This window comes from Pontibacter aydingkolensis (genome assembly GCF_019443125.1).
Classification (GTDB): domain Bacteria; phylum Bacteroidota; class Bacteroidia; order Cytophagales; family Hymenobacteraceae; genus Pontibacter; species Pontibacter aydingkolensis.
In genome coordinates, this window is record NZ_JAHYXK010000008.1 from 77,364 (window position 1) to 100,740 (window position 23,377).

The 23,377-nt window shown below is 38.4% G+C and carries 21 protein-coding genes; 3 read left to right on the plus strand and 18 right to left on the minus strand.

Annotated features, from left to right (window positions below; genetic code table 11):
• Positions 1-383: 383 nt before the first annotated feature.
• Positions 384-2,297 (minus strand): DNA primase, encoded by a 1,914-nt coding sequence (gene dnaG, locus K0O23_RS11295; protein WP_219877531.1) that lies wholly within the window; start codon positions 2,295-2,297, stop codon positions 384-386.
• A gap of 185 nt (positions 2,298-2,482) precedes the next feature.
• A complete protein-coding gene (locus tag K0O23_RS11300; RefSeq protein WP_219877532.1) occupies positions 2,483-3,010 on the minus strand; it encodes an O-acetyl-ADP-ribose deacetylase in 528 nt (175 codons plus the stop codon).
• Between the two features lie 153 nt (positions 3,011-3,163).
• Here K0O23_RS11300 and K0O23_RS11305 point away from each other — a divergent pair, with 153 nt between their 5' ends.
• The 3 genes from K0O23_RS11305 to fahA all read left to right on the plus strand — a co-directional run bounded on the left by K0O23_RS11305 (position 3,164) and on the right by fahA (position 5,995).
• Positions 3,164-4,267, plus strand: coding sequence for an Mrp/NBP35 family ATP-binding protein (locus tag K0O23_RS11305; protein WP_219877533.1), 1,104 nt, complete (start codon positions 3,164-3,166; stop codon positions 4,265-4,267).
• 6 nt (positions 4,268-4,273) lie between these two features.
• On the plus strand, positions 4,274-4,540 hold the full coding sequence (locus K0O23_RS11310) for a NifU family protein (protein ID WP_219877534.1): 267 nt from the start codon (positions 4,274-4,276) through the stop codon (positions 4,538-4,540).
• Positions 4,541-4,723: 183 nt separating this feature from the next.
• Positions 4,724-5,995 carry a fumarylacetoacetase gene (gene fahA, locus K0O23_RS11315; RefSeq protein ID WP_219877535.1) on the plus strand — a complete coding sequence of 424 codons (1,272 nt, stop codon included), beginning with the start codon at positions 4,724-4,726 and terminating at the stop codon, positions 5,993-5,995.
• 273 nt (positions 5,996-6,268) lie between these two features.
• On the opposite strand, the gene K0O23_RS11320 is transcribed toward fahA, so the two are convergent.
• The 16 genes from K0O23_RS11320 to K0O23_RS11395 all read right to left on the minus strand — a co-directional run bounded on the left by K0O23_RS11320 (position 6,269) and on the right by K0O23_RS11395 (position 23,361).
• Complete coding sequence (locus K0O23_RS11320; protein WP_219877536.1) at positions 6,269-8,209, minus strand: polysaccharide biosynthesis protein; 1,941 nt, start codon at positions 8,207-8,209, stop codon at positions 6,269-6,271.
• 520 nt (positions 8,210-8,729) lie between these two features.
• A complete protein-coding gene (locus K0O23_RS11325; protein WP_219877537.1) occupies positions 8,730-9,872 on the minus strand; it encodes a DegT/DnrJ/EryC1/StrS family aminotransferase in 1,143 nt (380 codons plus the stop codon).
• On the minus strand, positions 9,872-10,522 hold the full coding sequence (locus K0O23_RS11330) for an acetyltransferase (protein WP_219877538.1): 651 nt from the start codon (positions 10,520-10,522) through the stop codon (positions 9,872-9,874). Before K0O23_RS11330 ends, K0O23_RS11325 begins: the two co-directional genes overlap by 1 nt.
• Positions 10,523-10,559: 37 nt before the next feature.
• The gene (locus K0O23_RS11335; protein WP_219877539.1) at positions 10,560-11,195 is read right to left on the minus strand and encodes a NeuD/PglB/VioB family sugar acetyltransferase; all 636 of its coding nucleotides are present in this window, start codon (positions 11,193-11,195) and stop codon (positions 10,560-10,562) included.
• Positions 11,192-12,199 (minus strand): sugar-transfer associated ATP-grasp domain-containing protein, encoded by a 1,008-nt coding sequence (locus tag K0O23_RS11340; protein ID WP_219877540.1) that lies wholly within the window; start codon positions 12,197-12,199, stop codon positions 11,192-11,194. The genes K0O23_RS11335 and K0O23_RS11340 overlap by 4 nt, the downstream gene beginning before the upstream one ends.
• Complete coding sequence (locus K0O23_RS11345) at positions 12,199-12,804, minus strand: sugar transferase (RefSeq protein WP_219877541.1); 606 nt, start codon at positions 12,802-12,804, stop codon at positions 12,199-12,201. Before K0O23_RS11345 ends, K0O23_RS11340 begins: the two co-directional genes overlap by 1 nt.
• A complete protein-coding gene (locus K0O23_RS20385) occupies positions 12,785-13,936 on the minus strand; it encodes a glycosyltransferase family 4 protein (protein ID WP_219877542.1) in 1,152 nt (383 codons plus the stop codon). Before K0O23_RS20385 ends, K0O23_RS11345 begins: the two co-directional genes overlap by 20 nt.
• The gene (locus K0O23_RS11355) at positions 13,929-15,149 is read right to left on the minus strand and encodes a glycosyltransferase (protein WP_219877543.1); all 1,221 of its coding nucleotides are present in this window, start codon (positions 15,147-15,149) and stop codon (positions 13,929-13,931) included. The genes K0O23_RS20385 and K0O23_RS11355 overlap by 8 nt, the downstream gene beginning before the upstream one ends.
• Positions 15,130-16,140 carry a glycosyltransferase gene (locus K0O23_RS11360; RefSeq protein WP_219877544.1) on the minus strand — a complete coding sequence of 337 codons (1,011 nt, stop codon included), beginning with the start codon at positions 16,138-16,140 and terminating at the stop codon, positions 15,130-15,132. The genes K0O23_RS11355 and K0O23_RS11360 overlap by 20 nt, the downstream gene beginning before the upstream one ends.
• Positions 16,141-16,299: 159 nt before the next feature.
• The gene (locus K0O23_RS11365) at positions 16,300-16,923 is read right to left on the minus strand and encodes a class I SAM-dependent methyltransferase (protein ID WP_219877545.1); all 624 of its coding nucleotides are present in this window, start codon (positions 16,921-16,923) and stop codon (positions 16,300-16,302) included.
• 27 nt (positions 16,924-16,950) lie between these two features.
• The gene (locus tag K0O23_RS11370) at positions 16,951-18,033 is read right to left on the minus strand and encodes a glycosyltransferase family 4 protein (protein ID WP_219877546.1); all 1,083 of its coding nucleotides are present in this window, start codon (positions 18,031-18,033) and stop codon (positions 16,951-16,953) included.
• Between the two features lie 4 nt (positions 18,034-18,037).
• Positions 18,038-19,162 carry a hypothetical protein gene (locus K0O23_RS11375; protein ID WP_219877547.1) on the minus strand — a complete coding sequence of 375 codons (1,125 nt, stop codon included), beginning with the start codon at positions 19,160-19,162 and terminating at the stop codon, positions 18,038-18,040.
• Complete coding sequence (locus tag K0O23_RS11380; RefSeq protein WP_219877548.1) at positions 19,159-20,283, minus strand: hypothetical protein; 1,125 nt, start codon at positions 20,281-20,283, stop codon at positions 19,159-19,161. The genes K0O23_RS11375 and K0O23_RS11380 overlap by 4 nt, the downstream gene beginning before the upstream one ends.
• A 116-nt stretch (positions 20,284-20,399) precedes the next feature.
• Positions 20,400-20,954, minus strand: a complete 555-nt coding sequence (locus K0O23_RS11385; protein WP_219877549.1) for a serine O-acetyltransferase — start codon at positions 20,952-20,954, stop codon at positions 20,400-20,402.
• A 27-nt stretch (positions 20,955-20,981) separates the two neighbouring features.
• Entirely contained in the window at positions 20,982-22,223 is a 1,242-nt protein-coding gene (locus tag K0O23_RS11390; RefSeq protein WP_219877550.1) for an EpsG family protein, read from the minus strand.
• A gap of 40 nt (positions 22,224-22,263) precedes the next feature.
• Positions 22,264-23,361 (minus strand): glycosyltransferase family protein, encoded by a 1,098-nt coding sequence (locus tag K0O23_RS11395; RefSeq protein WP_219877551.1) that lies wholly within the window; start codon positions 23,359-23,361, stop codon positions 22,264-22,266.
• Positions 23,362-23,377: the final 16 nt, after the last annotated feature.

The following is a 23,377-nucleotide window of genomic DNA, read 5'->3' on the forward strand; positions in this document are numbered from 1 at the left end:
CCCTTGCTATGATACCACGGCTTTGGCCAGGTGCACCAAACGACGGTCCACTGTTCGAGCGTTCAGCGAGTTGGGAGCGTCCCCGAATCAAGTTCGGGATGTGCCACTTGACTTTTTTGCCTACTTTTTGTGTCAAGTAGAATATCCCGAACTTGATTCGGGGACAAAAAGTAGGGCCCAGCCGGCGAGGCGAAAAGCTGGATAAGAGCAGGTAAGTTTCTTGAAAGAGACGTTGCCTTTTCATGGCATTTGCTGAAACTCCCTGCTACCAAGATCTTACAGGATAACAGAGAAAGAAAGAAAGTAAGAGAGAAATAATGAAACAAACATGACTAGACACTTGTAGCCCTTCAACATCAAGGGTTAAATATAAATGCCGGATACTACCTATTCACAACAATCCCAAGCATATCCCCCAACTGGCTGTGCAGCGTTTTCAGCATCAGGATAGTATTTAACTGGCGGTCCTGCTCCTGTGGGTCGGTAACGAGGCGTAGCTTCTCCATCTCGGTTTTCATGAGCAGTTCAACGTTACGCCATTTTAAACGCAGCACAGCACGCTCTGCACCGTAAGGTAGCAAATCCAACTCCGTAGGTACAAAAATAGAGTGGGTTTCCCAGTTATGACTAAGCTCATGCGGATCAGAAAGCAGGTTGGTAGCTTCTGTCCTGATCTCCTGGTCCGGGTAATTGATAAAGTCTTCTGCAGTTGGCACTACACTATCACATAGTTTTTCTTTGATCAGCTCCATAAACCGGCTGTACAGTGGCGTTCGGAACTCCACATCTTCCAGTTGCTCCAGCATATACTGGCAGGTGGTCATCCCTTCTTCCAGCATCCGGTCCGGGTAATTTAGTAGCATCCGCACAATCTCGCGTTCATACCTTACCAGCACATCAGTATCCGATGCAGGCTTCTCCGGCTCAACCTCCTCAGGGAAGTGCATCTGGTCAAGCTCTGGGCTGCCTGTTTTTGGCTGCTGCCTCTCCTGGAGCTGCATTTTGTTGTACTCCGAAATCAGTACCTGCTCATCAATATCAAAAATGAGGCTGCAGCTACGGAAGAAAACGGTGCGCTTAATAGAGTCCGGAATCTTGGCAATAGAGGTAACGACCTCACGAATAGCCTCAGCTTTCCTTACTGGGTTGCCCTTTGCTTCAGCGGCGTATAGGCTGGTTTTAAAAGAGATAAAGTCCTGGGCATGCTCTTTCAGATAAGTCTTAAAAGCTGTATCCCCAACCTTCTGTATGTATGAGTCTGGGTCCTCACCCTCCGGGAAAGTAACCACATCTACGTTCAGGCCATTCTCCAGTATCAGGTCGATACCGCGCAATGAGGCTTTTATACCTGCCGCATCACCATCGTAGAGTACCGTAATGTTCTGGGTGTAACGCGCAATCAGCTTTATCTGCCCTTCGGTAAGCGACGTACCCGACGAAGCCACCACATTCTCAATGCCACCCTGGTGCAAAGAGAGCACATCCAGGTAACCCTCCACCATGTAGCACATATCCTGCATGCGCAGCGCCTGCTTTGCCTGGTACAAACCATACAGCACATTGCTCTTGTGGTAGATGTCAGACTCGGGGGAGTTAAGGTATTTCGGACTTTTCTTATCGTTTGATTTTAGCGTACGGGCACCAAAGCCTATCACCCTGCCCGACACGTTGTGGATAGGAAACATGACACGTCCACGGAACCTGTCAAATTTTTTACCTTCTTCCTTTACAATAGTTAGTCCTGTAGCTTCAAGATATTTCTGCTGATAACCTGCTTTTAAAGCAGTATCAGTCAGGTCGGTCCACTCATCTAAACTATAACCCAGCTCAAACTTACGGATGGTGTTACCGCTGAGCCCGCGCTGTTTTAAGTACGATTGGCCTATACTTCCGTGGTCGTGCTTGTGCAGCCTTTCCTGAAAATGCTTGTTTGCAAAATCTGAAACGATAAAAAGACTGTCGCGTTCACTCTGCTCTTTGGCATACTCCGGCGTTGGGTTATCCTCGGGTACTTCAATCCCATACTTTTTAGCCAGGTATTTCAGTGCCTCCGGGAAGCTGGTGCCTTCCACATCCATAATAAATTGCACCGAGTTGCCCGCCTTGCCACAGCCAAAACACTTGTAAATACCCTTCGCCGGCGAAACCGAAAAAGACGGAGACTTTTCGTGGTGGAAAGGACAACAGGCCCACATGTTTTGCCCCTTTTTCTTCAAAGACACAAAATCTCCTACAACCTCTGTTATATCGGCCTGGGCTAAAATCTGGTCAACGGTTTCTTTCGGGATCAGGGACATGCATAAAAGTATAAGCGGATAGCAAAGATAAGAGTTATGCTCAATTTTGAATGAGCGGATGAGTGAATGAGTGAATAAATTTTGAATGAACAGGAGTCACATTTTGTCATCTCCATGATAGGAGAGATCTTTTCATAATTCCGGATAGATCTCTCACTGCGTTCGAGATGACAGGAATCTGCCATTCACTCATCCAGAATTCTACTATAAAGCTCATAGTTCTCGTCATCAAAACAAACGAAAGTTATACTTTGCAGGCTGGTGTCATGCTGCTGCAGAAACTCCTTGGTTGCGCCTACCGCAATCTCAGCGGCTTTATACTTTGGGTAACCATACACCCCGGTGCTAATATTGGGGAAAGCTATACTTTTCAGCTGCTTTTCAGTGGCCAGGTGCAGGCTGTTGCGGTAGCAGTTGGCCAATAGTTCGGGCTCGTGCTGGTTGCCGCCATGCCACACAGGGCCAACTGTATGAATCACATACTTTGCGGGTAAGTTACCAGCTGTTGTTATCACAGCTTCTCCGGTAGGGCAACCTCCCTGATTGGCGCTTATCTGTTTGCATTCTTCAAGTATGGCTGGTCCGCCTGCACGATGAATTGCCCCATCTACGCCGCCGCCGCCCAGTAAGCTATTGTTAGCAGCATTTACAATGGCATCAACCTCTTGTTTTGTTATGTCCCCTTTTATTACGTTTAGCTTTACTTGCTCCATACTTTATACTTATTCATACTCTGATTAAAGATACGCGGTAATCTCAAAAACTGATCTTATTCACATCTGTTTAAGACTGGGAGCCTTTCCTATGCGATTGGCAAATTTTGTTCGTATCTTTGCAGGCGAACTGCAAAAGCAGCTCATTTTATTATGGCGATCACAAAAGAAGATATATTAAAAGCCCTGAGCTATGTAGAGGAGCCGGACCTTGGCAAGGACCTGGTTACGCTCAATATGATTGAGGATGTAGAAGTAAATGGCAAGGACGTAAGCTTTACAGTTATACTTACCACACCTGCCTGCCCGCTTAAAGACCTTATCCGCAACGCCTGTGTTAATGCCATCCATATGATGGTAGATAAAGAAGCAGAAGTAACAGTAAACATGACCTCGCGTGTTACCTCCGGTCGCGGCGATACTTCTGAGGTATTACGTGGTGTTAAAAATATTATTGCTATTGCATCCGGTAAAGGCGGTGTGGGTAAGTCTACGGTTACGAGTAACTTGGCTATTGCTCTTGCTCAGTCTGGCGCAAAAGTAGGCTTAATCGATGCTGATATCTCAGGCCCTTCTATCCCGACTATGTTTGGTGTAGAGCAGGAACGTCCGCACATGGTGCAGGGCGATCACGGCAAAAACTATATTATGCCAGTAGAGCATCATGGCGTTAAAATGATGTCGATTGGTTTTCTTACCCCGGCTGACGGAGCTGTAGTATGGCGTGGGCCGATGGCCAGCTCTGCGCTGCGCCAGTTTATCTCAGATGTGGAGTGGGGTGAACTGGATTATCTGCTACTCGACTTACCTCCGGGCACGTCGGATATTCATCTGACCATGGTACAGGCACTGCCGGTAACGGGTGCTGTTATTGTAACTACTCCTCAGAAAGTAGCTTTGGCCGATGCCGTTAGAGGTCTCCAGATGTTCCGCCAGCCACAGATCAATGTACCGGTTTTGGGCGTGGTAGAAAATATGGCGTACTTTACACCTGCCGAGCTTCCGGATAACAAATATTACATTTTTGGCGAAGGCGGAGGTAAAGACCTGGCAGCGAAGTATGATGTACCACTTTTAGGTCAGGTTCCGATTGTACAAAGTATACGCGAGAGCGGTGATGCCGGAACTCCCGTGGTTTTACAGAACGATTCTCCGGCTTCAGGTGTTTTCAAAGAGTTAGCCCAGGCTGTAGCACAGCAGGTATCTGTTCGTAATGCCACGCTTGGTAAAACTAAACCCGTAGAAATTAAAAGCTAATTATACATGGCAGCTGTAAACATAGATCAAGATTTCATGCTCCGCATAGAGAGTGCCCTCGACCAGATCAGGCCATACCTGGAGGCTGACGGAGGCAATGTAAAAGTGCTGGAAGTAACAGATGAAATGGTTCTGAAACTGGAGCTTTTAGGCGCCTGCGGTACATGTCCTATGTCCACCATGACCCTTAAGGCTGGCGTGGAGCAGTCTGTCCTAAAAGCTGTCCCTGAAATTAAATCTGTTGAAGCGGTAAATGTAACTCCTACGCTTTAACAGTACTTATACTTTAACTTATTAGCGCGGAAGCCTTTGCATCAGCAGAGGCTTCCGCTTTTTATTTCCTTTCCGCAAAAACAGCGACGCTCCAGCTTTCGTTAGCACAAGTGAGCTTCGGCTTCAAGCTTTACCTTCCGCTCAAAAAAAACTATATTTGTCTGCATTAATAAACCTCATACTATGATCAAAGCGAACGATCCATCCCTGCACTCCTGGATAGAAATAGCGCCTGATAGCGACTTCCCGATACAGAACCTGCCCTTCGGTATTTTCCAAACACCTGACAGAGACCCGCGGGTTGGAGTGGCAATTGGCGAGTATATACTGGATTTGTGTGTTGTGGCACAGCACAATCTCTTTGAGCTGATAGACATTGATCCTACTATTTTTCACAGGCCCTACCTAAATGATTTTATCGCATTGGGTAAACCTACCTGGCGTGCCGTAAGAAATCGTGTGTCTGCTTTGCTACGAAACGACAACGAAGAGATAAGCGGTAACAGCAATATGATAAGGGAGTGCCTCGTACGCCAGGATGAAGCTCAAATGCTGATGCCTGTAAAAGTACCGAACTATACCGATTTTTACAGCAGCATAGAGCACGCGACTAACGTTGGCACAATGTTCCGCGACCCTAAAAATGCGCTGCTCCCTAACTGGAAACACATCCCGATCGGCTACCATGGCCGTGCCTCGTCTATTGTAGTTTCGGGCACACCTGTACACCGTCCTAACGGTCAGACCAAAGCGCCAGACGCTGATGCCCCTACATTTGGCCCAAGCCGCCTGCTGGACTTTGAGTTGGAAGTAGCTTTTATCACAGGTAAAGAAACCAAGCTTGGCCAAAGTATAACCCCCGACGAAGCCAACGATTACATTTTTGGCCTGGTGCTCTTCAACGACTGGTCTGCGCGCGACATACAAACCTGGGAATATGTGCCTTTAGGCCCGTTCCTGGCTAAAAGCTTTGGCTCTTCTATTTCGCCGTGGGTTGTTACCCTGGATGCGCTGGAGCCATTTAAAGTGAAAGGCCCTGTACAGGACCCAAAACCGCTTCCTTACCTGGAGTTTCATGGCAACCATAACTACGACATTAACCTGGAGGTGCTCATAAAGCCGGAAGACGGAGAAGAAAACAGCATCTGCCGTTCTAACTATAAATACATGTACTGGAACATGAACCAGCAACTGGCGCACCAGAGCAGCAACGGCTGTAACCTGCAGGTCGGCGACATGTATGCTTCCGGCACTATCAGCGGCGCTGAAAAAGATTCTTATGGATCGATGCTGGAGTTAACCTGGCGTGGCACCAATCCTATTCAATTATCAGATGGCACCGAACGTAAATTCATCAATGACTTTGATGAGGTAATCATGCGCGGCCACAGCGAACGAAACGGCATCCGCATTGGCTTCGGTGAGGTAAGAGGTAAGGTATTGCCAGCGTTGTAAATTATAGCTTGTACAGGTTTCGTAGGGACAGGTCGCGACCTGCCCGAATCGTGCACGAGTTATTTGTCAGAACTAAGATTACTGGGATTTAAGGATTGACAGGATTGCCTTTATAGATGCCTTTTCTGTTCTAACAATCTTATTACATAGCCAAGCCTGTCTCGCGGACAGGTCGCGACCTGCCCCTACAAAAACACACTCTGTTTATGCATCAAAAACAAAAGCCCCTGCAAGTATAAGTTGCAGGGGCTTTTAGCTTATAAAATGCGCGTGTTAAGCGCTACGCTTCATTTCGTCTATCTCTTCATACTTTGAGTTCTTGCTCAGGAACTCAGGCACGATGTCTTTCATTTTTTTAACGGCATGGTAATCATCGCTGTTCTTGTTCATACCGATCAGTTCGTTAATGTCCTGCACTACCTGGTTGTAGCTATACTTTCTTACTTTTGAGATTTTGATCTTTTTGTGATGCGTTGGGATAGTTGTCTCTTCCTCGTTCAGCAACTCTTCGTAAAGCTTCTCACCTGGTCTGAGGCCTGTGAAAACAATATCAATATCTACTCCCAGCGTTAAGCCAGCAAGTTTGATCATCTTTTTAGCCAGGTCCACGATCTTAACCGGCTCACCCATATCAAAGATAAAGATCTCACCGCCATTACCCATCGTGCCTGCCTCCAGTACCAGTTGCACCGCCTCCGGTATTGTCATAAAGTAGCGGGTAATGTCCGGGTGTGTAACCGTGATCGGCACTCCCCTTTCAATCTGAGCCCTGAACCTTGGAATAACAGAACCATTGGAGCCAAGCACATTTCCGAATCGGGTAGTGATGAATTTCGTCTGCGGCAAACGTTGCCCGCCTGCTGAGATTCGCTGCAGCTTTTCTAAGCCAACGTTGTTTAACGACTGTATATAGATCTCAGCAATGCGCTTTGAAGCCCCCATAATATTGGTAGGGTTCACAGCCTTATCTGTAGAGATCATCACAAACTTCTCTACATCAAAAGTCATCGAAAGGTCTGCCAGGTTCTTAGTGCCCAGTACATTGGTAAGTATGGCTTCCGATGGATTGTTCTCCATCATGGGCACATGCTTGTAGGCAGCAGCATGGTATACAATATTAGGTGTGGTCTCTTTAAAGAGCATGTACATCCTGTTAAAGTTTTGTATGTTACCAATGCTAACAATGATATTCGCATCAGGGAACTGCTCTTCTACTTCCAGCTGCAACTCGTGCAAAGGTGACTCTGCCTGGTCAAAAATAATAACCGATGCCGGATTATAAGCCAGTACCTGGCGCACAATCTCGGAACCGATAGAACCTGCAGCCCCTGTTATCAGCACCCTTTTTCCGCTAACGTCAGCAGAAATACGGTCGTTCTCGATTACGATAGGAGGTCTTTGTAACAGGTCCTCAATCTTAAGGTCCTGAATCTGGTTTGCCTTTAATTGGCCCGACATCCACTGATCGGCTGGAGGAACAGTCAATACCTTAATACCTAGTTCTACGCAACGCTCAATTGTCTGCTTTTTCGCTTCTGACCTGAGGTCTTCACTCATCACAACCAGCTTATCTACTTTGCAGCGCTGCGTTACTTTCTCAATCTCATTGATATGGTAAACTCGTTTCTGCTGAATGTCTTTATCTACTTTGCTAGGATTTTCTTCCACAAAGCCAGCTATTACATACTTGCCCATGCCGCTGGTTTCCAAGGCATGCTTCACAAGTATAGAGTAACCGTTGGCACCATAGATCAACACCCGCTCTTTTTTATCTGTAGTGTTTCTTTTGATGTAGTGAAACAGGTTTTTAGCACCTATCCTCAATAACACAAGTATAGACGACGAGATAAAGAAGTTTATCAGCAATACCACATATACATTTACCGAGTTAATGCGATAAACCGGATTTAGCAGGAAGTATGCAACACTGGCATATAGTATACTTGTAGCAAATACACCGGAGAAGATCCTTATCACATCCTGCGTGCTCGAATACCGGATAAGTCCCGTGTGAATACGCATGGCATAAAAAGTACTCAGACTGATAATAGCGTAAATGCCTACATGTATAAAGAAGTGCCCTCTCAGCATTTGAGGAAACTCGAAGTGGGCAATAATAAAGTAGGTAAAGATAAAAGCCCAGGTAGTAATTACTTGGTCTGCAAGTAAAACAAGGCTCTTAGGTAATGATTTATTAAGTAAGAATATTTTCATATCAGGTTGAAAACTGTACGCTTTGATTTTATACTTCATCAAGCCATACGCTCGCATAAAATTATAAATAAAATTGCACAGTTTTGATATTAGTAAAAGTAATTATGTCCACAAAAAGCATTTTCTTTGTTACAACAAGTACTATATTGGTAAAGTAATATTTTTGCATATCAATAGTAGTCTCAACAGGTAATTACATAACTAACTGAGCGCAAACCACTTCGTAGCATAACAAAAACTTAACTTAACCTTTACATGAACTTGAGTTTAACATATAGAGGTTTAACGATGTTTACTTAGCAAAATTGTGCTGTTTAATCCTGATGAGATTTACAAAAAAAATAAAATACATTATAACTATTTCAATATTGAATAGACAAAATAAAACAAGAAATCTATAAACCTTCTTTGATAACAGAAAAATTTCATAAGGGGAAAAGTGGATTAAGGGGAAGAATAGAAATGAAAGGAAAAAGCCCCGGAATTTTAAGATCGATTTCTTTAGTCCGGGGCCTTTCTATTAGACAGAGTGGGTTGTACAAACGTTATTGATCATATTGATAACTCTCTCTTTATCTTCTGAGGTAAGGTTAGAGCCTGAAGGAAGGCAGAGGCCATTTTGGAACAGCTTCTCGCTGGTACCGTCTCCGTAAAAAGGTGCATCGGCAAAAACTGGCTGGAGGTGCATAGGTTTCCAAAGCGGTCTGGTTTCGATGTTATCCTTCTCAAGGGCCAGTCGAATCACTTCACGGTCTACAGTTCCTTCAGCGTCTTCTACCAGTACAGTAGTCAGCCATCTATTTGAGTAGTAGTCTGGGTTCGGCTCATCCGCAAACTTAAACAAATTGGTATCCAGTTCATTTTTATAGAAAGTATAGTTCTCTCTGCGTGCATCTACTCTTTCCTGCAACACCTCCATCTGCCCACGACCAATACCGGCACAAATATTACTCATTCGGTAGTTATAGCCAATGTGCGAGTGCTGGTAGTGCGGTGCATTGTCTCTTGCCTGTGTAGCTAGGAAACGGGCTTTTTTTATCCACTCTTCATTTGTAGAAACCAGCGCTCCACCACCAGAGGTAGTGATGATCTTATTACCGTTGAATGAAAGTATGCTCATGGCACCAAATGTACCCAGTTTCCGGCCTTTATAGCTCGAGCCCAATGCCTCCGCAGCGTCCTCTACAACCGGAATCTCATACCTATCGGCAATTGCCATGATACGGTCCATCTCGGCTGGCATGCCATACAGGTGTACTATAATAATGGCCTTCGGCTTTTTGCCTTTGCTGATTCTATCTTGTATAGCTATCTCAAGGTATTCCGGCGACATGTTCCAGGTGCGTTCTTCGCTATCTACAAAAACAGGCGTGGCTCCCTGGTAGGCAATTGGGTTAGCAGAAGCCGAGAAAGTCATGGACTGGCAAATCACTTCATCGCAGGCCTTTACACCAAGTATGATCAGGGCTAGATGCAAGGCAGCTGTACCAGAGCTTAGTGCCGCTGCATGCACATCATTACCTAAATAGTTTTCCAGGTCCTTCTCGAAACCATCTACATTCGGGCCAAGTGGCGCAATCCAGTTGGTATCAAAAGCTTCTTTAACGTACTTCTCTTCCGTACCTCCCATGTGCGGGGAAGAGAGCCATATTTTATTGTTCATTAGTTTTTATTATCGTGGTATCTTACTGTAATTGCTGGCACTCCAACAGCCGTACAATTTGCTGGTAATGATTCTTTTACTACAGCGCCAGCCCCTATCTTAGTATGAGCTCCTATTTCTAAATGATTTAATATCTGAGCACCTGTCCCTACATATACCCCTTCTCTAACTATAACGCCACCCGAAATATTTACAGAGGGCATAAAAGAAGTAAAGTCCTCTAGAACAGCATCGTGCCCAACAGTACAGGCAAGATTTAGGATCACAAATTTACCTACATTTATATTAATCGTAAGAATATTGTTAGCAGTAATGATCGTACCTTCTCCTATAGTCACATAGTTACCAATCAGAACATTTGGATGAATAAGTATAGGAAAGTTAATAAAGCTACTATTCAACTGAGATTTTACATTTGCCCTAATTCCAGAATCACCTATAGCAATTACAACAGAGACTTCCTCGGTTATCGCATTTAAGTCATTTACGCCACCTAAGACTTCATACTGATTTATTACAGTTCCTTTTTTGATTCCATCATCATAGAAACCAAGTATGTGCCACGTTTGATTAGTCGCATTAATCTGCTCTATAAGCATCATTACTTCTTTGCCAAATCCTCCGGCTCCAAATACGGCTATTTTTTTCATCTGCAAAGAAAATGATAAAGTTAAATAACGATAACGACTAATTGTTAATAGGCTTGCCTGGTACTCCAACAACCACTGAATTAGGCTGTACATTATGTATGATCATAGTCTGACCACCAACTTTGGAGTTATTTCCTATTCTTACATTCTGACGCGTAGAAACCCCTATACCTATATCTACAGACTCCTCAATAAAAGTAAAACCAGCTAAATTTACCCCAGGTGCTAATGTAGAATAATCAGCAATAGAACAGTTGTGCCCAATAGCGCAATTCATATTCATTATTACAAAATCACCTAGCAGCGTTTCATAGTTTATCGACACTCCTGGGTAAAGTATAACACCTCTCCCTACTGTTACATGTTTTGAAAGCCAGGCGTGTTTTGAAATAAACGATGGAAATGTAAAGCTAGAAGCTAATAGCGAACCAGCTATGTTCTTTTTGATTTTTGGATTTGCAATGCCAATAGCAACAGCTATCCCTTTATTTTCATAGTTCCTAATATCCGCAACAGGTCCTAGCACTTTATGCCCATATAATACCTCACCTATTTTATTTGGATTGTCATCCAAGAAGCCTAGAACTTCAAAATCTGTTTCAAACTCTTCAATATTATAGGCTAAAAATCCACCAACATTTCCTGCACCTATTATGAGTAATGGTGACTTCATATATACTTTAATAGTTCTTTTTTTAAACCCTTTTTAACCGGTAACTGCCATAATAATTTACACCAGTTATGATTCCCTTCAATCAATTCGGGGCCAGAATTTGTAATAGCAACATCCCAACCTATAGATCTGTTGCCTACATTTTTAAGGGCCGCTTGCTCAACCATCCTTATCGTTTCAGACCAAAAAGGAATTTGAAATCCAACTATCTTTACATTAGTAATTGGGTGAACAGCTTCTTCCCTTTTTGTAATGTCGCTATATACAGCTGGCCCATCTATTTGGCCAGATTCTACATTAATCGGAGCAGCAATATTCCCAGCTGCCAAATTATCAACTGAAGAGTTTACCGTAATACGAAGCCTTGATCCAAGTATCTCCACCTTATTATCACTTGTAAGTTGTGTGAAAATACGAATAGTATTCAAGCCAGAAGGTGACAGTTTATCTAGAGAGGTATGCTGAAGGACAAACTCTTCTACTAAATCATTCTCTGTACTTTTAAGCCTGCTTATTAAAGTTTCAATAGTAAAGTCTTTACTGTCTCTAATCTCTATCCCATTGCCACATTGTCCGGATGAACTCTTCAATACAACCTTTCCAGATGCATTAGAAAGTAATAAAGTAGCTAACTCCGGATCTTTTTCCAAGTCCTGAAGTGATGCAAATCTATGTCTAACAAATTCCCCGTAATGGTTCAGGAACTGTCGCTTGTCCTCCAGCACATTTCGAGAAGTTTTAGGGTTCATACGTAAGTGATATTCATACATGAACCCCGTACCAGCGTATTCCTCTCTTTCTACTTTATTAAGCTTATAGAAGCGAAATTGAAAATACTCCAGCAAGGAAATGTTATACTTCAAGCTAGAAGTAAACATATCACTAACAAGTTGAAGTTTGCTTTTCTTTTCATTAACAGAAACATAGTTAAGGAAATTTCTAAGCTTTACCCAATCAAGCTCTTTTAGGTAATAACCTAAATATAGTACTCGCTTATGATACATTAATTATTACCGTTAAATGGTTGCATCGGCCTCTCTGCACTCTGATTTATTCCCTCCCGCTTCAAAACCTTCTGGAAAGTCAGCCACAATATTTTAGCATCTAACTTAAATGAGACATTATTGACATACTCTATATCGTAATCAAATTTCTTAGTCCAGCTGATACTATTTCTGCCGTTTACCTGTGCCCATCCTGTTATCCCAGGTTTTACCTCATGCCTGCGCCGTTGCTCAACAGTATAAAGAGGTATGTATTTATATAGTAATGGACGTGGACCAACTAAGCTCATGTCTCCTTTTAGAACATTAATTAGCTGAGGCAGCTCATCCAAAGATGTTTTTCTTACAAACTTGCCAATGGCTGTTATTCTTTGATTGTCTGGCAATAGGCTCCCCTTCGCATCCTTTTCATCTGTCATAGTTTTAAACTTGATGATAAAGAATTCTCTTTCTCCTTTACCAGGTCGCTGCTGAAAAAAGAATGGTTTACCATTATTATTAAACCATAATAATATGATCAATACAACAAATACCGGCATTAAAAAACTAATTACCAGAACTGATATCGCAATATCAATGATTCTCTTAAACCAGGTTATATACATAAGTATCTAAGTAAACCTTTGCGTTTTTACTTGTAAAATTTTCTGATGCCTTTCTTGAATTTATTTTATAATGATTAAGAGTATTTGAGTTTAACATTAATTCTAATACAAAATCTGCCATTTCCTTAATACTACTACTCTCAAAGGAAGAACCATTCTGATATATTTTGACAAGGCGGTTTAACTCCGAATTAGCAGAAGAGATACATAATAAGGGGGCTCCGACTGCCAGTAAATTATAAGTTTTACTTGGCACACTCACCAAGGCAGTTTCATCATTCAACGTAATAACAGCCAGATCTGCTGCAGCCAAAGAATAAGGTAAAATATCATCTGCCTGAAAAGGCAGTAACCTAACATTGTTTAACTGGTATTCCTCAACCAGTTCTTTTATAGCGGCTGTTCTTTCCCCTCTTCCTATTATTTGAAAAATGATATCATTATGGCTTTTTAATTCTTTGGCTAACTCTACCAATACTTCTACATTATGTGTATAACCAATGTTACCGGAGTACTGGACCAAAAATTTACCTTCTAACCCGTGATCTCTTATGAAAGGATTTTGATCTTTGGGTATTGGAGTAAATAAGGTAACATCAGACCAGTTTGGAATTACTTTAATTGTATTTCTGCTCAAATAGTTAGAAAGCAAGTCGGCCATTCCTTCACTTAAAGTAAATACCTTATAGGCTTTGGGTAATATCCGCTTATTCCAGTTTACCCACAAGTGGTATAACATATTACTCTCAGAAATACCATAAGTTTTTAAGGCATCAGGATATATATCATATACTAATATAGAAAAACGCTGTTTAAAGAAGTAGGACAACAGGTAGGCAGTAGGAGGAATCGAAAAGTAAAAGACTTCATAATTCCTATACCTTGTCAGGAGCAAATACCAGATTTGTATTGTTCCTAACATCCAGGACAGCCCTTTTTTCCAAAGTGCACTTCTGTTATAAGTAATAATTTTAGTCCAGCTTACTTCTTTATCTAACTCCTTATTCTGAACCCTGATACTCCCGGCTATTAAAGCTACCTTCTCAAACTCCTCGGACCTTGTAAACTCATTGATAATGTCAATTGTAAGGTAGCCCGTCGCCTGGTTTATAAATACTATATTCTTACTCACCCCTGTACTCCTTTAGTAAACTTTGGTATAAGTTAATATACTCCTGATACCGGTCTTCTTTATTAAAATATTTTAATGCCCTCTTTCTACAAATATCCATATAGAAGTCTCGTCCTTTTTTTTCGATTTGCTGAATGGCTAACCACATACCTTCTACATCTCCTCTTTCAACTACAAAACCTGTTTTATGGTCTATTGCTTCCGGGCTGCCACCTGTATTATAAGTGACAACAGGTGTTCCACAAGATAAAGCCTCAATATTTGTAGTTGGAAAGTTATCTGACCAGGTTGGATTTAGAAAAGCAGTTGCCTTTGTATACCACTTAGCCAACTGCATAGGAGATTCAGTTCTACTTATACCAACAATATTTTCAGGTAAATTACCCTTTTGCTCTGGAGACATGCCTATTAAAACAATGACATAGTCTTTTGATATAATTTTACTTAAAGAAATGAAGTCATCAATACCTTTGCTCTTTTGCCAGACGTTTGAAACTCCTAAAATAACTTTTCTACCTCTAACGTAGCCACGAAATGTATCTTCTGCATCTGATAAAGGGTTGAATATAGTAGTATCTACACCATTATAAATAACAGTAGTAGGAAATAACCCTAAAAAAGATTCAGAAACTAAGTTACTTAACCATCTCGAAGGTACAACTATATGGATATTTGAAGAGGTAAACAATCTACGTTTATCAGAGAAATTGCTGAATGAATTATCAATAAACCAACTACTCGGATATCTTTTCACCTTTGGACAATTGTTACAGTGAGTTTTCCACTTTACACAACCAATATCTTCAAAATGAGCACAATGTCCAGTAAATGCCCAACAATCATGTAATGTCCAAACTATTGGTTTATTAAACTTCTTTAAAAAGGAAAATAATATTTCAATATTAAGGTAGTACCCATGTATGTTATGCAAGTGAATCATATCAGGGTTTAATTTTTCTATTGAAGAAATCAGCTTGTTTGTAGCCTGATATGAACCAAACCCATGCCTATCAAATAATCGAGTCTTAAGAATATGTGTATAAAAGTCTATTTTCGTTCCAATAGCTATTTTTTCAGATTCACTTGAATTACCTTCTCTACCAAAAGCTACTATACTCTCATCCCCATCTATTAAAAGTAATTTACCAACTTCCTCTGCAATTTTACCAGTGCTACCTGTATTAACAGTTGTATTAATTTGAAGAACTTTCAATGGTATCTTTTAAAATTTTAACTTGAATTTCAGGATTATACTTCTCGTCGATTATTTTAAAACAATTAAGAGCTATATCATTAGTTTTTACAGGATGCTTTCGTAACCACTCACTAAGTGTTTCTAAAAGGCTATCAATATTACCCTTTTCAAAATAACTCCCTGTTATACCTTCCTGTATTGCTTCAAATTCCGGCCCCTGATTAGTAAAATCCTTATGAGTTATTACTGGTGTTCCAAAGCTTAAAGCATGTATTGCAGCAAGGCCTATTTCCCCAGGTGATACACAGAGTGCAGCATTAAATATAAGTTCTGCAATTTTTTCTTCTTCATAACAGGCTCCATAAAACCACACTTCAGCATTTAAATTCAAATCTTTCACTAGCTGTTTTAAGTAAATTATGTCGCTACCATCACCAACAATACAGAAATTAAAAAGTACTTGATTAGTTGTCTTAGCCAGATGCAAAGCCTGTATAACTATATCCAGTCTTTTTCTACCTTCAACTCTACCTATATAAATGATTGTTTGTTTACTATTATTAAAATGCTTTTGATAAATGTCTGAATAAGATAAGTTTTCTCTGAGACTTTTTTGTTTTGAATAATGAAGAGAGTTATAAACTACAGATAGCTTTTTGGCATCAATTCCTTCATTTCTCATAAGAGATTCCGCATAATGGCCATATAAAAAGACCTTATGAGATAAACAAAAAAATACTTTTTTTATGCCAGCTTTAATTTTTCCTTCATTACCATACCAGCCATGAGACCATAAATAAGTCTTTTTACCTATCATTCTATTAATAAGAAGTATAGCCCAAGTAGACAAACAATAAGGCTCTCCTGTAATTAAATAATTCTTATATGGTTTAAAAGTTAAAGGTACTGAACCCTTAAGCCAGTTAAAAGGAGAGATTAATTTAATAAACTTAAGCTCTTTGGGGCTTTCTTTAAGAACTGAATAATCCATTTTCTTAAGGTTAGCCATAGTAGAGTTTCCGAAATAAAACTTGCAATTTAGTTCAGCCTCCATTTTATGAAAAATTTCAGCCCTGTAATGAGGTGCAAAATTAAAGATGCAGCATACAGCCGTATTATCTTGATGCATAAAATATGTTAGGCTGTAAAATATGAATAAAAAAATGCATTAATCAGCATGTATAAAGAATAGAATGGAACTGGATATACCATCACTAAAAACTACTTTTCTGTACTGTTGTGTTATTTCTGAAAATTCTTTCCAGTCAGGTGTCATTTGTGATATATTTCGAATTCCTTCGGGTAACTTAGAATCAATTACTAAATATCTTTCAGCATTATCAATCACTATTAAGCCCGGTTTTCTGATTTTTTTTAAAGCAAGATGTGCAATTTGTGAACGGTGCTTACCATCGACTAGAATTACATCAAAGCTTGCATCTGGAAAAGAAGCCACTCTTTTAACGTAAGGTACATTATTCGTATTATCAGTAAATTCATTGCTTTCCAGATAATATTCAATATTATCTTTTCCTGATTTGGCAATTCTTTTTGTTACGAGATTAAACCACTCTGAATTATGCTCAATGCTTATAATCTTTTGTACTAGTTTAGAAAACCATATAGTAGAATTTCCAGACCCTGTTTCTAGAAAAACATCTGTCTTCTTTAAATACTGCTTTAAAAACAGTACACAATTGTAAGGAAGCCATGGACTTTCACCCAATTTTTTAGATAAATACTTATTCTGTATTTTAGAAAAAAAATAAGAGAAGTTCCAATGTTTTTTCATGATATGAATTATTTAATGGTTTATAATCTATTTTCTAAACTTAATTATATCTATGTACTGCTGATATATTTTTTCTTTATCAAGAAGAGCTTCCGCCTTCTTCCTATTATTTAATTTTAGTATTTGCCTTTCGTTCCTGTTAAGAGTTAAGAAGTTTTTTATTCCAGTACTTATACTTGTTACATCGTTAGGATTCACTAAAAATCCATTAGTACTATCTTCAATTAAGTAACGGTTTTCTTCAATATCACTTGCAACGACAGGAATACCACTTGACAAGGCTTCAGCTAAAACATTCGAGAATCCTTCATATTTAGAAACCAAACAAATTAAATCAGATGTATCATAGACTTCTTTTACATTGCTGATCTTTCCTTTTAATTTTATTTTATCACCGATAGACTTGCTTTCAATTAGAGAGGCTACCTGGTTAGTATAAGATTTATTAATAATTGATCCGTATAAATCCAATGTTAAGTCATACCCTTCTGACAACAAATTAGCAACTGCCTGTACTAGTTCAACTACATTCTTTTCTGGTGAAATTCGTCCTACAAAGGTAAGTCTATTTAACAGAGGTTCAGTATTAGCAACAGCTGAAGGTGAATAATACATAACATCTATTATATTTGGAACAAAGCTTAACTTTTTAGCGAGTAACGGGAATTTTTGTTTAATATAATGAAATTTAGATACTGAATTTACCGTTACATGGTCTGCCAAAAGTGCAAGGTTAAAGTGAAATTGATCTTGTAAAGGCTTTAAAAGTGAAGTGCGTTCACTTATTATCAATTTACTTTTAGAAAAGCTTATAAGCTTCGCAACAATTGCGACCTGGCTTACTACTTTTAAATATGAAATTATTAAGTCAGGTTTACTCGCTCTTATTTTTTTTACTGTAAGCAAAATCCTTTTTATTCTAGACTGATCATTTCTAAGGCATGAATATTTTATGGCATATTCATTGATCAATGGAAGATAAAAATCATAATCTGTTAGTGCAAATACTTCTACATCATGACCTTTATCTTTAAACAACTTAGCTAAAGCAATAATCTGATATTCTGCCCCTCCCTGGTTAAGAGAGCCAGCTAAAAAAATAATTTTCATAAAATTATTGTTTAGCGCTTTTCATTATATCGATAAGCTGTGCACTTGATATAAATTCAACCTCAGGCCATTTTTTTAAGACCTTTACCAATAGTTGATCTAAAAGTCTTAAATTATCTTCTCTATTAGATTCAACTAAAGAACCTATGTAATTAATTCTATGGGAACCAATTATTGCAGGCTTCTTCCATTTAAACGCAGTCTCAATTCTTGCAAGACAATTGTCAATAACATCACTACGAAACTCCAAGCTAGGCTCGAAAAAAGCATTCCTTACAATATAACTTTGCCCATATTTATTCACCTGACCTGTATAATGTAATTTTTTTTTCAGGCTCTTGCCGGTTGGTATATATTGAAAAGATATACCCTGAATGCCTTTAATACCGGTATCAGCAGTTGTCTTTTCTACTGAATCGCCCCATATATAGGAGGGTGCTATAAATGTCTTAGATTTGAACTCAAAAAAATCTTCAAACATATTTAGGCCATCCAGAATAGCAGATTCATTAGTTTGTATATCCTTATCATCTACTGTATCAAATGCAGCCATATAATTATTTTTGTTGGCAACTTTATCCTTTATCTTTAGCCCAAACACGTGCTCTTTAAACCCATGCATTATTGTTTTGCTATTATTTCGCAAAGCATTCATCCACATAGATACATTTAGGTGTTCCCTACCATGAAATTGTGGATATATAAACTTTTGCTTAACGCCATTAGATAACGCTGACATAGCTGATTCTCCATCTGAATATCTTTCATAAGACTCTTTTAGTCCTATGTAGTGATAGTGTTGAAATCCAGAATCTTCAATTTTAGAAAAATCAGGATTAGCCATAATTGTATTGGTCGTGATGCACGCAGGATTACCATGCATGTCTCTTCTTCTATCTAATACTTCAAATAGCCTTGAGAAATCCTGTGAATTTTCTAATGCGTCAAAACAATTAAACCTGTCGTTTGTTACTTCTACTCCTAATCCTTCAAGTCTAATTATAGCTTCTTTAGAGGTCATCCGTAGACTGCCCCAATCATCTGATTCAATAACTAATAATTTTCGATCAGTGTGCCATCCTAGCGCATTAACAAAATTATGAAAAATTAAATCCTTTATCTTTTTCATCTACCTCCTTCTAGCATAATTTCGCCTAATTCTGAGGCGGTCATAAATTCAACCTCAGGCCATTTATCAATAATTCTATTTAACAATTCTTCCAATTTGTTCAAGCCTATTTTACGGTTAGCTTCATCTAAACCTCCTACAAAGTTTACACGGTGCGAACTTATGATAGCTGGTTTATTCCACCTAAACGCAATGCTAATATCTCCCATTGCCATATTTACACTATCTGCCTGATGGGTAGGTTCGAATAGACAGTTTCTGGTAAAATATAGCTGCCCATGTTTATTCTTTTCTCCTAAATAAAAATGCTTCTTTTTGTATTTTGCATTTCCCTGTGGCTCCAGGCTTACCTTTGCCCTATCAATAAATTTTATTCCTTTTTTTGCTAAAGCAGGCTCAATTGCACTATTATGTAATAAAGAAGGAGCTACAAGCAATGATGGACTATAATTAAAACTCTCCTTAAAGATATCTATCCCTTTTTCAGAAAGTTTAACCAACTCAGGAATATCTTCTTTACTTTCAAAGTCATAGGCAGCCATATATCCATTTTTATAATCTGACTTGCCCGAAGCCTTTATTCCTATCGATTCATAATCAAAGGCAGTTCTAATATTCTTATCACCTGTCATTAAGCTTTTAAACCAGAACTTCACGTTTAAGTGTTCTCTCCCATGAAATTCAGGAACAAATAATCGCTGATCTATACCTTGTTGCCAAAGTAGGGAAGCTTGATTTGTACTAAAGTACCTTTGTAGGGTTGTAGTGAATGCTTCGTAATGATACTGCTGGAAATCAGACGCTCTGATTTTAGCAAAATCCGGGTTTGCAACTGCTGCCACAGCAGTAAAAACTGCAGATCGATTCGTTCTATCCTTTACTCTAGCTAGTATATCAAAAAGTGAAGTTAAATCATCACAACCAGCCAGTGTATCGTATCGATTAAATCTACTAGATTCTACATCAATACCTGCATTTTTTAAAGCATTCCAGGCTGCTTTGTTACGAATGCGAACAGCACCCCAATCATCAACCAGAAAAACTATAATCTTCCGACTTGTTGACCATCCTGGTATATTCGAAATATTCTTACTAACAGACCTCTTTATTTTAGAAAACATGTCTGGTTACCTATTCATTTAAATGCCATTCTTAAATTTCTTTATAAAAGTTATCGCAGTATGTAGAGCTTATTCACCTACATACTGCGATAACTTTTTTGAGGTAATCTCATTAATTAAAATGTTCTTAACACATTATTAATATGACCTTCAGTTGCATTTTCTTTTTCAATTATTTTTGCCGGATTACCCATTACCATACAGTTATCGGGTACATCAATAGTTAAATATGTTAAGGGTGCTATCAAAACATTATTCCCTATTGTTATTTTACCTACTATTACTGATCCTGTGCCAATCCAAACATTATTCCCAATTACCGGAGCACCTTTCCTGCTTCCTCTCCTGGTTTGACCTATTGTAACGGAATGCGCAATATTGCAGTTATTACCAATTACGGCATTTTCACTAACAACTATACTCCCAAAATGGCCAATATAAAATCCTTCACCAATTTTCGCAGAAACAGGTATTTGAATACCATATTTGTACACATATCTTCTTAAGAGTAATTTATAGAAAATTCTTTTTATAGATTTTCTATTACTGTGCGAAGTTGCAAGTCTCATAAGGAACATATACCTAAATCCTGGTATCATAAGACCACGTAGCAAACCTTTAACTCCTGAAAGCTTATTATACCTATATAAATCTGCCTTTATAATATCCACCTAATTATCTGTATTACTTAAATTGTATTATTTAATTAGATCAACAAGTGCTGAATCATTTTCAAAAAATATGGAGATTACAGGATTACCTAAAACAGTTACCATTCCTATTGTATCTAAGCCTAAACGAAAAGACACAATGCAATAAAATACCAGTGCTGGAATCATATAAACCTGTAGCCTTCTCATATAATGCTCCTTTGGTACCTGATGCAGAAAAGAAATTATAAATGCGATTGCAAACAGATTCGCTACTGAAATAAAACGTCCCCCTGAAGGTATTAAGCTCATTACATTTGCTACTGTTAAAAACAATAAAGTGAAACTATAGAGAGAAAATAAGTACTTATGATTTTTTATGAAAACTATACTTTTAATGTACACTATACCAAAACATAAAGCTATTACCCATTTTAAAGCTTGCACATAGTATAGCGCGTACCAATTATTGCTCTGGAGGCTTTCATTTATTCTATTAGCGTAATCTTCATTTGTATAAGACTCAATACTAGCAGAAAATATATTAGGTACTATGTCTATTAAAACATTTCGAACAGCACCAAGATTGATTTCAGTCAAAAAGAAACTTAATACAAACAGTACAAAGTATAAATGCACACGATTTTTAAAAAGAATATATACTATAATTACTAGTAAGGGTAAAGCAAATGAGAAATGCACTAATACTGAAAATGCTGCTAACAACAATCCTTTACTTTTGCCTTCAAAAAAATATTGAATAGTACCAAAAAAGAAAATATGAGCCGCAGTCCACATACGGAACCCATTAATCTGCCAGAATCCTATAATAAATGCAAAAGTTATGATTAACGGTATATATTCTTTTTTTACTTTAAAATCAGCAATCCTAATTAGATACCAGATATTTCTTGAATAAAAAAATCCAAATATTATAGCAAAAACCAAAAAGAGAATTTTATAGTCGGTCGTGAAAAGAGAAACAGTAAAAGAGATTAGTGGTTGCAGTATATCCACATATTTTGTTTCTTCACTATAGAGTAAAGAGGTAAAATTATCAAAAGACAACTCAGATTGTCCCATTAATATTAATTGATCTCTGTACCTATTCGCATCCATACCTTCATTAGATATTACAAAAGTATATCCGTAGAAAGCGACAAATAACCACAATACATTTTTTGACCAGGAAGCCTTATAGTTCTTGATAGCGATCAATAACGAAAGCAACGGGGACAGAAAATATATACAATAAATAAATATTTTATTATTGCTACTGATGTTAGACATTCTATAAAAAATTAGCAAATCTTGCCAAAGTAAAAAATATTTAAGGTGCCAATTCTAAGAAGCTTTTACAGACATTCTTTATCTTGTATATATCAATATTTTTTGGCTCTAATCTTTGCTCATAATTCTTATTAAAGAAATTAGATAACTTTACATTATCTTTCTCTCCTTCATAAGAAATTATTGGCCTTTGAGAGTAAAAATAATCAATTAACTTGAGAGACTGCTGTGTGTTATCCTTATAAGGATAATGCACTAAAAAGTCTGCTTTAGCCAACTCTAACAATAATTCTTCTCTTGGAACATAACCTCTTACTTCTATTTTATCCTTAATCCCTGACAACTCTTTCTGATATATATCTTTTTCCTTTGTATAAATAATAAATTTAAAATCTCTGTTTATACCTTTCAGGAAATTAAAAAAATGTACAGCATAGTGCATATAAGGGCCAACAGAACCAGAATAAATAAAGGTAACTATTTTGTTCTCTTTATACTCAGCAATATTTGGGAATGAAAAACCTTGAGGAATAATTTTGATTTTATGTCTGAATTCAGGATAATAGGCAGATAAAGCTTCTTCAATAGGAACTGCAACAAAATGAGTTTTTCTCATAAACCATTTTTCTATATATTTAAAATAAAATGGCTTCTTAAATGTATCATTTTTCAAACCCATAAAAGGATCTCCACAATCTGCTACCCATATTTTCGCTATTGGATCTTGCTCCTTCCATGCCCATGCCACTCCCCAATGCACAGTATGAGGTGCTGCAATTGATATAAGCAAATCATAACCTCTTTCTTGCTCTAATGCTTTTTTAACAGAAAATATAAATTCACTATTCGGGTATTGGAAAAGAAGATCAGATAAGCGCTTAAAAACTCGTCTCACTTTTACTTCAACTTCTCCTCCTTTTACTGCTACAGGTTTCCACTGCGACTGTCCCAAGTCTTTTATATGAACATTATATTCTTTTTCAAATATTGAATGTGCAATATTATTTTTGGGTGTAATAACAGTTATATCATGTCCTTCATTTGCTAATTCTTTCACAAGTTCAGTAGTTCTTAAAGAACGAGGTGAATTCATAGGGTAGAAGCTTTTACTTACTATTAAGATTCTCTTCTTTTCCATTAAAATATTATACTAA